General features: G+C 40.7%; 16 protein-coding genes. 12 read left to right on the top strand and 4 right to left on the bottom strand.

The window, feature by feature from the left end; translation table 11 throughout:
• Positions 1–166: 166 nt before the first annotated feature.
• From BIV59_RS11925 to BIV59_RS11915, 3 genes are all read left to right on the top strand, one after another.
• Positions 167–1372: an EAL-associated domain-containing protein gene (locus BIV59_RS11925; RefSeq protein ID WP_071351712.1), complete on the top strand. Its 1206-nt coding sequence runs from the start codon at positions 167–169 to the stop codon at positions 1370–1372.
• A gap of 75 nt (positions 1373–1447) precedes the next feature.
• Positions 1448–1675, top strand: a complete 228-nt coding sequence (locus BIV59_RS11920) for a hypothetical protein (RefSeq protein WP_071351711.1) — start codon at positions 1448–1450, stop codon at positions 1673–1675.
• Between the two features lie 292 nt (positions 1676–1967).
• A complete protein-coding gene (locus BIV59_RS11915) occupies positions 1968–2465 on the top strand; it encodes a DUF3993 domain-containing protein (RefSeq protein WP_071351710.1) in 498 nt (165 codons plus the stop codon).
• 187 nt (positions 2466–2652) lie between these two features.
• Here the strand turns inward: BIV59_RS11915 and BIV59_RS11910 are convergent, their stop codons facing one another.
• Positions 2653–2889: a glutaredoxin family protein gene (locus BIV59_RS11910; RefSeq protein WP_071351709.1), complete on the bottom strand. Its 237-nt coding sequence runs from the start codon at positions 2887–2889 to the stop codon at positions 2653–2655.
• Between the two features lie 138 nt (positions 2890–3027).
• Positions 3028–3981 carry an MBL fold metallo-hydrolase gene (locus BIV59_RS11905; protein WP_071351708.1) on the bottom strand — a complete coding sequence of 318 codons (954 nt, stop codon included), beginning with the start codon at positions 3979–3981 and terminating at the stop codon, positions 3028–3030.
• A 369-nt stretch (positions 3982–4350) separates the two neighbouring features.
• On the opposite strand from BIV59_RS11905, the gene BIV59_RS11900 reads away from it, so the two are divergent.
• From BIV59_RS11900 to BIV59_RS11890, 4 genes are all read left to right on the top strand, one after another.
• Complete coding sequence (locus BIV59_RS11900; RefSeq protein ID WP_071351707.1) at positions 4351–4590, top strand: YkuJ family protein; 240 nt, start codon at positions 4351–4353, stop codon at positions 4588–4590.
• Positions 4591–4962: 372 nt separating this feature from the next.
• A complete protein-coding gene (locus BIV59_RS23660) occupies positions 4963–5109 on the top strand; it encodes a hypothetical protein (protein ID WP_090987904.1) in 147 nt (48 codons plus the stop codon).
• A 119-nt stretch (positions 5110–5228) separates the two neighbouring features.
• Positions 5229–5654: a cyclic-di-AMP-binding protein CbpB gene (gene cbpB, locus BIV59_RS11895; RefSeq protein WP_071351706.1), complete on the top strand. Its 426-nt coding sequence runs from the start codon at positions 5229–5231 to the stop codon at positions 5652–5654.
• 303 nt (positions 5655–5957) lie between these two features.
• Complete coding sequence (locus BIV59_RS11890; protein WP_083392146.1) at positions 5958–7391, top strand: MDR family MFS transporter; 1434 nt, start codon at positions 5958–5960, stop codon at positions 7389–7391.
• A gap of 2 nt (positions 7392–7393) precedes the next feature.
• Here the strand turns inward: BIV59_RS11890 and BIV59_RS11885 are convergent, their stop codons facing one another.
• Complete coding sequence (locus BIV59_RS11885) at positions 7394–8125, bottom strand: sulfite exporter TauE/SafE family protein (RefSeq protein ID WP_071351704.1); 732 nt, start codon at positions 8123–8125, stop codon at positions 7394–7396.
• Positions 8126–8240: 115 nt separating this feature from the next.
• Between BIV59_RS11885 and BIV59_RS11880 the strand changes: the two genes are divergently transcribed.
• From BIV59_RS11880 to BIV59_RS11870, 3 genes are all read left to right on the top strand, one after another.
• Positions 8241–9122, top strand: coding sequence for a LysR family transcriptional regulator (locus BIV59_RS11880; RefSeq protein WP_071351703.1), 882 nt, complete (start codon positions 8241–8243; stop codon positions 9120–9122).
• A 133-nt stretch (positions 9123–9255) separates the two neighbouring features.
• The gene (gene dapD, locus BIV59_RS11875; protein ID WP_071351702.1) at positions 9256–9963 is read left to right on the top strand and encodes a 2,3,4,5-tetrahydropyridine-2,6-dicarboxylate N-acetyltransferase; all 708 of its coding nucleotides are present in this window, start codon (positions 9256–9258) and stop codon (positions 9961–9963) included.
• 70 nt (positions 9964–10033) lie between these two features.
• Positions 10034–11167 carry an N-acetyldiaminopimelate deacetylase gene (locus BIV59_RS11870; protein ID WP_071351701.1) on the top strand — a complete coding sequence of 378 codons (1134 nt, stop codon included), beginning with the start codon at positions 10034–10036 and terminating at the stop codon, positions 11165–11167.
• Positions 11168–11234: 67 nt separating this feature from the next.
• On the opposite strand, the gene BIV59_RS11865 is transcribed toward BIV59_RS11870, so the two are convergent.
• Positions 11235–12077, bottom strand: a complete 843-nt coding sequence (locus BIV59_RS11865) for a mechanosensitive ion channel family protein (protein ID WP_071351700.1) — start codon at positions 12075–12077, stop codon at positions 11235–11237.
• 364 nt (positions 12078–12441) lie between these two features.
• On the opposite strand from BIV59_RS11865, the gene BIV59_RS11860 reads away from it, so the two are divergent.
• Both BIV59_RS11860 and BIV59_RS11855 read left to right on the top strand, forming a co-directional pair.
• Positions 12442–12984, top strand: a complete 543-nt coding sequence (locus BIV59_RS11860; protein WP_071351699.1) for a peroxiredoxin — start codon at positions 12442–12444, stop codon at positions 12982–12984.
• 95 nt (positions 12985–13079) lie between these two features.
• A complete protein-coding gene (locus tag BIV59_RS11855; RefSeq protein WP_071351698.1) occupies positions 13080–13535 on the top strand; it encodes a TlpA disulfide reductase family protein in 456 nt (151 codons plus the stop codon).
• The last annotated feature ends 176 nt before the right edge of the window (positions 13536–13711 follow it).

Below are 13711 nucleotides of genomic sequence, written 5' to 3'. Positions count from 1 at the left end.
ATGGTTTTTTGCCGTAATGTCCGATTGATCCTGCTTGCATCATCAGGCAAACCCGCTCTAATGGAAGTTTTAGCTGATCAAATATGTAAATGATTTAGTAACCCATACTGGCTTTCAAGTGATATAATTTTTTCATAATGTACTTAAAAAAAAGGGGGAGCACATCATGGATGCAGATGAAATAATAACCCATCCTGAGCGAATACAGCCTTTTTTTCAGCCTGTTTTCAGTGCTGATGAGCATATGGTTTGCGGTTATGAAATACTTGGCAGCTATCAGAATGGTACTGATTATCAAAGCCTGGATCCGTTTTTTCAAGACAAAAGCATACCAGCAGAATATAGAAACGATGTGGCAAACCAATTGCTCGAAAAAGCTCTGGACATAATCGCGGCAGAGAAGGAAGAATTTTTGATTTTCATTAACCGGGATCCCGGACAGCTTATGAGCGACCATGGTGAATCTTTTTTAGAGATTATAAAAAACCGCCTGTCTCCTGCCCAATATTCAAGGGTTGTCCTGCAATTAACTGACAGGGAGCATACAGAAGCGTTTGACTCTTTTTTGCACGTGCTAACTTATTATAAAACCTATGGAATTAAAATATCTCTTAAGCATATTGGTGAAGAAAGGCTGCTTGACAGGTTTGCGCTTATTTCCCCCCATATTCTTGTTGTGAGCCTTGAAGAGCTAAAAAAATCCGGCAGTGATGCCATGCAGATCACGCTTTATTCATTAGGGATACTTGCAAGGAAAATCGGGGCAAATCTTTTGTTTGAAAGTATAGACAGAGACTATCAGCTCAGATTCGCGCTGAAAAATGGAGGAAGATATTATCAGGGAGGCTACCTGGCCCTGCCCGGTTCTTCATTTATACCCAAAGATTTGTTGAAAGAAAAAATAAAAGAAGAGAGTCAGCGATATATTTCTTTTGAAATGAGGAAGCTTGAGATTGTTTATCAAAGAACGATGAAAATCAATGAAGATATTCAGCTGCTCCTATCTAAACAAAAAAAATTCAATACATATGAAAGTTTATTAAAGTCTTTGACTGTCAAGCTTGAGGCAATGTGTTTCCGCTTATATATTTGCAATGAAGAAGGATACCAGAAATCAGCTAACTTTTTGAAAAAAGATGGTTCATGGACAGTTCAGGAAGAGTACCTTGAAAAAAACTGGAGCTGGAGGCCATATTTTTTAGAGAATATTATCAGGATGAGAAATGAAAAAAAAGGAATATTATCTGATTTGTACAGCGATATTGAAACAGGTGAAACGATCAGGACATTTTCTTATCCTTTAGATGGCAGTCATTATTTATTTTTGGACTTATCTTATGAATATTTATATGAAAATGAGGAACTTTTATGAAAAAAGCTTAATGTGGAATAAAAACCATAAAAATGTGCCATTCTAACCAAAAGAAATGAATGGAGAGGAAATGGCTTGAGCACGTTTATTTGGATTTTATGCATCGCGGCAGCGGGGATTATCGTTTATTCGATTTATTACACGCTTGTAATCGCCAGAACGCAAAAAGCAGTGAACCAATATGATGGTTCAGTAGATGAAAAGGTTCAAAGCCACCCTTATTTCCGCAATCCGGTTTTTATTGCCTTTATTGTTTTTTTCCTTCTGATGGGCTTATTAATCATGTATTTTTCTTTTAAATAACCCTGTTACTGCTTAGGTTACAAAAATTGTATACTGCTGCCGGTTAAAGGGATAAACGGATTTTTCAAAAGGCTGTTTTCTCAACCTGCTATAACAATCGAATTGCCTCGAGAACTATTTAAGTAACAACAATCTTTAATAAAAGAGCCTTTCAAAAAGAGACTTCCTGGCAGAGTCTCTTTTTTCATCATTTTTCCAGCTTTTATTCGGTTTTCTGCTGCAGATGAGGGGTATTGAATGAGTAAGAAGCAAGTACAATGCATATAGCGAATCTATACGGGGAGTGATTTATTTGAAAAAATACTTTTTCCTTTTTACGGCCGCTCTGATCGCAATGGCATTATCCTTCAGCAGTGCCGAGGCAAAGGGCAAGGTGCATAATAACAATACCTTTGGAATCGTGCAGGAAGCTTTTAACAAACAAGTTTCCATCAGTGAAAAACCAAGAACAAAAAAAGAAATTCATGATATTCTGGATGGTTATTTTACAGAAGATGTTATTAAAAAATTCATGAAGCAAAATGTAGTAAAGGTAAAAGGGGGATATGCAGCATTAGGCTCGGATAATGCAGCATATTATATTCCATTCTTTAGCTATGGAACTAAAACAAAGGTGATTGAAAACCAGAAACGCAGCATAAAATATGTGCAGGAAAAGATGCAGGCGGGTGAAGGGCCTGTATCATATGCCCCTCATTATGAAACTGTAAAGATGGAGAAAATTTCAGGTAAATGGAAGGTCAGCGCTATTTCCATTAATAGCAGAAAGTTGCCGGCAGCAGCTAAATAAACAAGCAATCCCCCGCAAATGATAGGGGGATTGCTTGTTTATTTGGCTGTTTTTGTCACCATTGCTGCAATGAAACAAGGTGGCTGATTTCTGTTCCAGGGTTCGCTTTCCGCTAATCTATGCAGGAGTCTCGCACCCTTCGCTCCAATCAGCCTGACTTAATAATGGGATTGTCTGATAGACCACCTTAGGCCAGGGAGAGTGTCTCTTTAATTTTATCAATCTCAAAGCCGATAATTGCCTGGCCGTTTATTACAATAGTCGGTGTAGAATAAGAGCCGTATTTTTTTGTCAGCTCTTTCATGCTGTCAGCATCTTCCTTAATATTTTTTTCTGTAAAAGAAATTTGATTTTCCTGTAAAAACATCTTCATAATCTTACAGGGAGGGCAGTCAGGCTGCGTAAACAGAATAATGTCGTTCATGATTTCCTCCAATTTTCATAGTAGTATAAATAGTATATAGCGGATTTGTTTATTTTAAAAGGAAACAGTCTGTAAATGTCCAAGATCTAAGATTTAAACTGCAATGGCTTAATCATGAACATATGATACCATACCTTTTTAGCCGTGGATTTTGATAAAGTAATCTGCCATTCCCAGTGCGCTTACTTTTAAGTCCAGTTTAAGAATATCAAACACCCGATGTGAAGCAGGAACTCCCTTTTCCTGAAGATGGGTGCTTATTTGGCGAAACAGCACGGCGGCTGTTTGTGAAGCCTGCTCATCCATGCTTTTATCAGAGGAGTAAGATGTTTCTGCTGCAGAAAGGAATATAGGAAGCCAATGTTTTATTTGGGCATACACATGTGAAGGACGATTGGAGTTTCCAAAATGTCCAAAGTAAATTTTATTAATTCCAAGACGCTCATAAAGCTGGAGAGCCATAAGCATTGCATCGGGATTAAACTGGTTAGGCGACGTGGAAGGAAGGTAAAATTCAATATCTAATTCCTGTAATTCGCTATAAAATATACCTGCTGTGTCTCCAGTGAACATTCCATTGGAAACTGAATCATGTATGCTCAAGTGATGGCTGGCGTGCCCAGGTGTGTCATAGAATGTCAATGTGCAGGATTCTGAAAGTTTAAGAGTTTCTTTGTCATCTTTAATTAAGATAGAGTCATGGGGAATCGGCAGTATGGGTTCGAACAATTTACTGAATTCGCCTTTATAAACACTTTTTGCGCTTTCAATCAGTCGGCCAGGATCCTCAAGATGGCGGGCTCCTTTTTTATGAACAATGACTTTGGCTTTCGGACAGTATGTGAGAAAAAGACCGAGCCCTCCAGAATGGTCCAGATGAATGTGGGTAATAACTATATAGTCTATGTCTAAAGGAGATATACCGATTTCAGCTAAGCCCTCCAAAATGCGGGGAATTGAGGGGCTTGCAGAAGTTTCAACGAGTGTCAGCTTTGTTTCTCTTATTACATAAGTGCCTGTCCTGTTTGGGATGTTTAAATCATATCCATCTATCAAAGTGATTCTATCATCAATCTTATTAATATTAGACAAAATCCATCACCTTCTTTTAATTTGGATGTTTTCGTAAACTTTCTGCTGCTGCAAAACAAGGGGGCTGATTTCCGCAGGGCGGGGGTGAGCATCCTTAGCTGCGCCTGCAGGGTCTTGCCTTTCCTGCAAATAGGGAGGAATCCAGCACCTTACGCTCCAATCAGTTTAACAAGGGAATTGCCTCACACAACTCATAAAAAAACACAATTTTTAATGTACAAAATCTCTTCCTTATTTTATGCTGATACTATGGCCATGTAAATAAAACGTTTTGGATAATTCTGAATTTAATTCGTTATGGTTATTGGATAGAAATATATGATATAGTGAAACCTATCGATAAGGTTTTATTCAGAAAGGAGAGGGAGTATGTCTCAGTTACAGGGCATTCTTACCAGATTAAAAAGTTTACAGGAGCAAGCGAAGGAAACAGAATCTGCTCAGCGTTTTTTTGAAATAGATGGAGTGAAAATTTGTCAGGTTACATATTTCAGCAAAACAGAAATGTTTGAATTGGAAGTATTTAATGAAAAAAGCAAGTCATCTAAATATCAATTCGATAATATTGATATGATTACAATCGAAATTTTTGATTTGCTGCAGGCTTAATTTAAAAGCTGCCCTATCAATACGAAAAAGCCGTACTTACTCCGCAGTTGGAATAAGCACGGCTTTTTATATTTCTGCTGAAGCGGATATCGGCAAGCCAATGTACCGAAACTGACCTTAAAAAACTTTTCAGTACCTCCAGACCGTGCTGCAGGTTTTTAAATAGCAACTGAATCTTCTTGCCGGTCCCAAGGCAAATATATGTATGTTATGTAATAGAAAACCGTATCCTATAAATTGAATACAGCGGACGGCCTGTCATTCAGGCGCCGATGGATAGCAGAACAAATCGTGCCGTTAGTCTCCCTGGAGACTAACGAACCTTTAATGGGGATTACTGCCCGCAAAAACGGGTAATAGGGAGGGAAGTTTATGAATTCACCTGTTGTCAGGTGTCCAAAGTGCAGAAGTGAAAGGGCAATAGAACATGTATTGACCGCTCAGTCCAATCAAAATGTCATTTATCAATGCAGCCAGTGCGGGTTTGAATTGAGAAATATTAAAACAGATAAAGGGTAAAAAAGCCTGATAAATGAATAAATAAATCAGGTATTGCCAGAAGAAAGTTTCCCCTGCCTATGGTACACTTATATAGCGTAAAGATAAAAACAAAGACATATAGGTAAGGGGATTTTAAAATGATTGGTACACATGATGGGGATTTATTGGACTCAAGTGTTAAAGACCTTATGATTTCTTCAGAAAGGGTAGCACATGTGCAAGTGGCCAATAATTTGGAGCATGCTCTGCTCGTTTTAACCAGAAGCGGATATACAGCGATTCCCGTATTAGATCCAATGTACAAGCTGCATGGTCTGATCAGCACACCTGTAATTTTGGATGCAATCATGGGACTTCAGAGAATTGAATTTGAAGAACTTGAAAATAAAAAGGTTTCAGAAATAATCAATAGAGACATTCCGAGGCTTCATATAGACGACAAAGTCAGCAAGGGACTGGAATTGTTAATAGATCATCCTTTTGTATGCGTTGAAAACGATGAGGGTGTATTTGAAGGAATCCTGACACGCAGGGCCATTTTAAAGAGGATACGCATTAAGTGACACCTAATTGAGGAATGGTTCAGTCCTCTGCCGGCAGGAGTTCCCTTTTATTAGGCGTCATTAGCTAGAATAGCCAGCTATTCAGGAAACAGCTCCCGGTTGGGGGCTGGTTTTATTTATTGCCCCAGAGCCGCACTTCCTGCAGCTGCGGGTTCCGCTGGATTCACACATTGTCGTACCAGCCCGCTATTTGTTTAAAAAATCATTATTAAGTAAGGAGGGACTCATGCATTGGGGGGGTCATTTTATAAATCCGGAAAAGAAAACAAGCAAACAAGACGCAGTTTTGTTCTTGCGGCTGTTATGCTTGCTATGTTCATGAATGCAATTGAGGGAACTATCGTTTCTACAGCAATGCCGGCCATTGTAAGCGATCTTGGAGGTTTTTCTCTTTATAGCTGGGTGTTTTCATCGTATCTTTTAATGAATGCAGTTACCGTGCTGATTTATGGCAAGCTGTCAGATTTATTTGGAAGAAAGCCGATTCTGATTTTTGGAATCATTGTGTTCCTAATAGGTTCGATATTATGCGGATTTGCTCATACGATGAATCAGCTGATTATATACCGATTCATCCAGGGTTTCGGGGCAGGAGCGGTCGCCCCGGTTGCTTCCACCATCATTGGGGATATTTATGAGAAGAAAGAACGTGCGAAAGTACAGGGGTACCTATCAAGTGTGTGGGGAATATCAGCCGTCATGGGACCAGCGCTGGGAGGCCTTCTAGTCCAGACGCTGACGTGGAGGCTCGTATTCTGGATTAACATTCCCCTGGGCATTTTATCCATGATCGGACTTGTTTTGTTTCTGCATGAAAATGTTAGTAAGAAAAAACCTGAAATTGATTATGGCGGAGCAGCATTGCTGACAGCCGGCATTTCCGCTGTCATGATCATTCTGGTGGAAGGCGGAGTTCATTGGCAGTGGGGTTCCTGGAAAATTATTATTCTTTTGGTGTTCGCGCTGCTCGCCCTATTTTTATTTGTCAGGCAAGAACGAAACTTTCCTGAACCTATGATGCCGTTTGAAATTTGGAAAGAAAAATCCATTCTGCTGGCAAATCTCGTTTCTCTGACTACAGGTATTATGATTATTGGATTATCCAGCTACCTGCCGGCTTTCGTACAAGGAGTGATGGAAAAGTCCCCGACTGTGGCGGGTTTTACTTTAACCTCCATGTCCATTGGGTGGCCCATTGCTTCGGCTCTTTCCGGAAGACTTTTAGCTAAAATAGGATTTAAATATACTTCCATTATTGGCGGGGTTTCCTTAATTGCCGGCAGTGCAATCCTTGTACTGATGAAGGCTTCTTTTGGACCGCTGGTGGCTGCATCTGGCACATTTCTTATTGGAATCGGAATGGGGCTCACATCCACATCCTTTATTGTCCTCATTCAAAATACAGTTGAATGGGAGCGGCGGGGCATTGCAACTGCTTCTAATCTTTTTATGAGAAACCTAGGCAATACTGTCGGTGCAGCACTGTTAGGCGGAATCATGAATGGAACTCTGCAAACATATCTGCATCACCACAGTGAACGCAAGTCCCTGACGATTGATGATGCTAATTCTTTGCTAAACGCCAGAGAACGCCTGCAGATTCCGGACAAACTGAGGCATATCCTGCAGGAGGGGCTGACAATTTCACTTCACCATGTTTATTTGATTGTCCTTTTATTTGCTGCTGTCAGCCTTGCCTTGCTGCTGCTTTTGCCAAAGAGCCATAAGATTGATTAATTTTAAAAGAAAAGGCGATAAATCAGCTGCAAGATGAGGGCAATGGTTACGGCGTGCAAGATCTTTTTTAGATGATTTGCAGCAATTTTTCTTGCCGCCCGTACTGCCAGCTGGGCACCTGCGATAGACCCTATCGCATAATAGAGAGCGACATCCCATTCGAAATTACCGGCATACAGATAAGACAGAAATGCTGCCCCGCAGCTGATGAAGGTCTGAAAGCGGGTTAATGCCAAGGCCTTCAGGTAGCTTGCACCATTGTTTAAAAATGTGTACATCAGCATGGTCGCCTGTCCAGGGCCAAACATTCCATCATATACACTTATCCCAAAAAGGGCAGGATATGCTTTTTTAGGGATATACCAATCACCGTCTTTTTGTTTCGGTTTTTTTAAAAAACTGATTATAAACGCTATACCAAGGAGAATAACAGCCATAATATTCATGGTTTTTTCGCTGAAAGAATTTGCAAGCATTCCGCCTGTCAATCCCCCTGCCAAGGCAAAAGGAATCAGGGTGAGTGCATCCTTTAATGTCAGCTCCCTTTGCTTTAACAAAACATAAAAACTTGAAAAAGAAGAAAACATGTTGGAGAATTTAGCGGATGCTATAACAGAATGTATAGGAATTCCGATCAGCAGCAGTGATGGCATGCCGATTAATCCGCCGCTTCCGGCAAGTGTGCCAATAAAAGTAGCTGTAAATCCAATCAGGATTAATAAAATAATTGTCATTACGCTCGCTTCCTTTCTTTTTTCTTGTATTATATGCCGTTTAAGCTGATAATTAAATTCTGATAAAATTAATCAAAGACATAAGATTTAGTTATCATTGGAGGTGCGAACGGTTATGTTATTTACAGAATTTCAGCTTCTGTCCGTTTTAGCGCAGGAAATGAATATGAGAAAAGCTGCTGAGCGTTTATTTGTTTCACAGCCCGCACTTTCTCAAAGACTGCAGAACATTGAAAATGATTGGGGGAAGAAATTGTTTCTCCGCTCCCAAAAGGGGCTGTCCCTTACTCCTGCAGGAGAGGCAGTGATTCGTTTCGCGAATGAAGTTATTGAAAAAGAAGAAAAGGTAAGGGAAGATATACAGTCCATGGATCATGAAGTGTATGGCACGCTGAAAATAGCTTGTGCAACAATCGTGGGTCAAAACTGGCTGCCGCAGGTTTTGAAAAAATTCGTTCAAAATTACCCCTATGCGAAAATATCACTTATAACCGGCTGGAGCAGCGAAATCCTTAAATCGTTATATGAAGGGCAGGTCCACATAGGAATCATCAGGGGCGCCCCTGACTGGAAAGGGGTAAAAAAGCACCTTTTCACAGATAAGCTGTATCTGGTCGATACTGAAATGAATGAATTAAGCCAGGTTCTGGAAACAGAACGGCCATTTATTCAATTTAAAAGCGACTCCAATTATTATCAGGAAATTCAGGACTGGTGGCATAGACAATTCCAGACCACTCCCAAAAATACTATTGTCGTGGACCAGATTGAAACCTGTAAACAAATGGTGTTCAATGGAATCGGCTATGCCATCCTGCCTGCCATTACTCTGCATAATAAAGACGAGAATGTATATAAAATTCCGCTCAGCAATGATCAAAATCATTCCATCCAAAGAGATACCTGGCTTTGCGGATATGAATCTGCTTTTGGGCTGAAGCAGGTGCAGGCATTCACTGAAATTGTCAAAGAGCATATACAGATGCAGGAAATATAATTCAATATAATGGGGGTGGAGGTTTCCCCGGGAAATTTTATTTTTCTGCTTTAGGTATTCAATAACTTGTTTTACATACAGTAGTTTGGTAAATTTAAATCTGAAAAATGATACATACAGGAGGACTATAATCATGAAAATGATGGACGCAAATGAAATTATCTCATTCATACAAAACAGTAAAAAATCAACACCAGTTAAGGTATATGTAAAAGGTGATCTAGAAGGTGTCGATTTCGGAGATTCTTCCAAGACATTCATTACCGGCAGCACCGGAGTGGTGTTCGGTGAATGGGACATTCTAGGCCCAATCCTTGAGGGAAATGAAAAAATCGAGGATTTCGTTGTAGAAAATGACCGCAGAAATTCAGCTATCCCATTGCTTAACCTGAAAGGAATCAAGGCAAGAATTGAGCCGGGCGCAATAATCCGCGACCAAGTTGAAATCGGCGATAATGCAGTTATCATGATGGGAGCTTCCATTAATATCGGATCAGTGATCGGGGAAGGAACCATGATTGATATGAACGCCATTTTAGGCGGCAGAGCAACGGTGGGAAAGAACTGCCATATCGGAGCCGGCGCAGTCCTTGCTGGTGTTATTGAGCCTCCTTCCGCAAAGCCCGTTGTTGTTGAAGATGACGTGCTGATTGGAGCAAATGCAGTTGTTCTGGAAGGAGTAACAATCGGCAAAGGAGCTGTAGTCGCTGCAGGAGCTATTGTCACAAAAGATGTGCCTCCGTATACGGTTGCAGCCGGAACTCCAGCGAAGGTCATTAAAGAAATTGATGAAAAAACCAAGTCGAAAACAGAAATCATGCAGGAGCTTCGCCAGCTTTAATCAATCTATATACATCCCACAAAAGCGCGGACTGCTTTATCCGCGCTTTTGTGCTTAGGAGGCAGTGGAAATGGAACAAATTAATCCGTTCATCGAGATACGCAGGAAACTCCATCAAATACCTGAATTGGGTTTTAAGGAATTTAAAACACAGCAATTTTTATTGGAATATATAAAAACTCTTCCGCAAGATAATCTTGAAACAGAAATATGGAAAACAGGCATTTTCGTTAGAATTAAAGGCACCAGCCCCCGTAAGACCATCGGATATCGGGCAGATATGGATGGACTTCCCATAAAGGAAGAAACAGGGCTGCCTTTTGCATCAAGGCATGAAGGAAGGATGCACGCTTGCGGCCATGATTTGCATATGAGCATAGCGCTGGGCGTTCTGACTCATTTTGCACATCATCCCGCAGCGGACAATCTGCTCTTTATATTCCAGCCAGCAGAAGAGGGGCCAGGGGGTGCTGAGCCTATGCTTAAGACAGAAGCTATGCGAAAGTGGCTTCCCGATCAGATCCTTGGGCTTCATATAGCACCTGAATACCCTGCGGGCACTATCGCCGTCAAAGAGGGCCTGCTTTTTGCAAATACTTCAGAGCTGTTTATTGACCTAAAAGGAAAGGGAGGCCATGCGGCGTATCCTCATGAAACAAAGGATATGGTAGTTGGTGCCTGCTCACTAGTCAGCCAGCTGCAGACAATTGTGTCGAGAAATATCAACCCGCTTGATTCTGCGGTCATTACAATAGGCAAGATAACAGGCGGCACCGTTCAAAACGTCATTGCTGAAAATGCCCGTCTGGAAGGTACAATACGGACGCTTAATGCCGATTCCATGCTTAAGGTCAAAAGCCGGATTGAAGCACTTGTCAAAGGAATCGAAATTGGCTTTGAATGTGAAGCTTCAATTGATTATGGAAGTATGTATTATCAGGTGTACAATGAGGAAAAGCTGACAAGGGAATTCATGGAGTTTGCCGAAAAACATTCAAGTGCTAATGTCATTGAATGCACCGAAGCAATGACTGGCGAGGACTTTGGCTATATGGTGAAGGAGATACCCGGATTTATGTTCTGGCTTGGTGCAGGCTCTGCTTATGGCCTGCATCACTCCATGCTAAATCCGGATGAAGAGGCAATCGGCACAGCCATACCATTGCTGATTTCTTATCTAAGCTTCAAGGCAAATAGAATGTAAGAAATGTATGTAAAGAAAAAGAAAAGGGCATTTGCACAGCAGGCCCTTTTCTTTTTCTTTTGCATGTTTACGCTTCTGTACTTGATTCCAGTCTTTTTTGTTCTTCAAGCTGTTCTTTTATCGTTTTTCTTAATGCCCGTTCAACATCTGCCTGTTTGCCGTTTATCGTTTTTGCGAGGATGCGGATAACGACATTGGATGAATCAAAGGACTGCACACCAAGAACACTCGGGCCCTCGATGATATTCTGAGACTGTGCTTCAGCAACTCTGCTGCATGCTTCCTGCAGAAGCTTTATGAGAGGCTCTACCTCCTTATCGGCAGGAAAAGAAATATCCACTAACGCACTCATATTGCCTCTAGAATGATTGCTTAAGCTGGTTATCTGCCGGTTGGGAAGATAATGGAGAGTTCCGTCCATACCGCGGATGATGGTGGTTTTAAGTCCGAGCTGTTCAACGACTCCTGAAAAAGTGCCTATTGTTACGTAATCCCCTACATCAAGCTGACGTTCCAATAATAGAAAAAATCCTGTTACAACATCACTGACAAGTCCCTGGGCCCCAAAACCGACGGCAAGCCCTACAACACCGGCTCCTGCCAAGATGGAGGTTGCAGGAATGCCGAGAACCTGAAAAATGGTAACAAGGAGCACAAAGACAAGAATATAGCCTATGACATTTCCTGAAAGGCTTTCGAGTGTTTTTGAACGACCTGGAGACACCTTTTCGCGTGTGCGGATTCTTGAAAAACTGGTTTTGATGATTCTTCTTGAAAGTGACCTGACAATCAGATAAATGATATAGATAATGAGGATTTTTAAAAAAATCATGCCGCCTTTTATTAATAAATCGTTCCAGTAACTGATATCCCGGACGTTATTTGGGAGCGTGAATTCATGCAGTTTCATGTAATCTTCCTTTCTGTGTTCGTCAGTTAAAGCACTTCATTATATTCCCCAAGATGTTCATGATAAACTTTCTTTGGACATTCCTATTTTAACTGAAAATGAAAAAAACTTCATCGCTTAACCGCCACTTATCTATTTATATCCTACGCTGCTCTGCTTTTAAAACTTGGTTATAGCAGGAAGGAATCAGAAAACAGCAAAAAGGAAATAATAGTGGAAGCGGGAGTTATTATTAATAATTACTCTTTATCTAAAATCGTTTTAATTGACGGCAAGATTGTGCTTGTCTATAATGGATTTTGTGCAGAAAAAATGAGAATATATTATCGCATTCTCATTTAATTACTTAATTGGAGGGATTATTATGCCAGAACGCATGGTAGGAAAACAGGCTCCGCGATTTGAACTGGATGCTGTTATGCCTAATAAAGAGTTTGGAAAAGTAAGCCTTGAAGAAAATATGAAAAACGATAAATGGACAGTGTTATTTTTCTATCCAATGGACTTTACTTTCGTATGCCCAACAGAAATTACCGCTATGTCTGATCGCTTTGATGAGTTCGAAGATTTGGACGCTGAAGTAATCGGTGTTTCTACAGACACTATTCATACACACCTTGCATGGATAAATACTGATCGTACAGAAAATGGACTTGGCGATCTTAAATATGCACTTGCTGCTGACACTAACCACCAGCTTTCCCGTGAATATGGCGTGCTGATTGAAGAAGAAGGCGTTGCACTTCGCGGTTTGTTCATCATTAATCCTGAAGGCGAGCTTCAATATCAAGTTGTCAACCATAACAATATTGGCCGTGATGTAGATGAAACATTACGTGTGCTTCAAGCTCTGCAAACTGGCGGACTATGCCCAGCCAACTGGAGACCTGGACAAAAAACACTTTAATTTAATTGCAGGGCCTAACTTTGCAGTTAGGCCCTTTTTTAGATAGGGCACCATCTCGATAGTGCTTTTATTCAAACAAATGGAGGTGCATGGTTTTGAAATTGCGCGAATTAATGCCGGAATTAAGCGGTGCAACAGCGTGGGTGAACAATGAGGTAACAAAGGAAGATCTTGTAGGCGATAAACCGACTTTGATTCATTTTTGGTCTGTAAGCTGCCATTTATGCAAAGAAGCGATGCCGCAGGTCAATCAGTTCAGAGACGAATTCAAGGATAAGCTGAATGTAGTGGCTGTTCATATGCCGCGGTCAGAGAAAGACTTGGATCTTGAGGAAATTAAAGAGGTTGCCAAAGAGCATGGTATTACCCAGCCTATTTATGTGGACAGTGAACTAAAACTTAATGATGCATTTGAAAACCAATATGTTCCTGCTTATTATGTATTTGATAAAGAAGGCAAGCTGCGTCATTTTCAGGCAGGCGGCAGCGGAATGAAAATGCTCGAAAAACGTGTGAACCGCGTTTTGGATGAAAATGAAAAAACAGTTTAATTTAAAGATAGACTAAACCCGGTCTTAATGGCCGACATGGGTTTAGTCTTTTTTTTGCTCTTTTTTAAAGTTCCCAGTAATTAAGTTCTGTTAGGCAATTCCATTGTTTAAAGATTGATTGAAGTTGAAGGTGCGAGGCTTCTGAGGGCGGGGCATGTTAGACCACGCAGATGCCC

This window comes from Bacillus sp. MUM 13 (assembly GCF_001866725.1).
Lineage (GTDB): Bacteria > Bacillota > Bacilli > Bacillales > DSM-1321 > Peribacillus.
The sequence above is the reverse complement of the archived record's forward strand: the minus strand, read 5'-3'. Positions and strand labels throughout refer to the sequence as shown.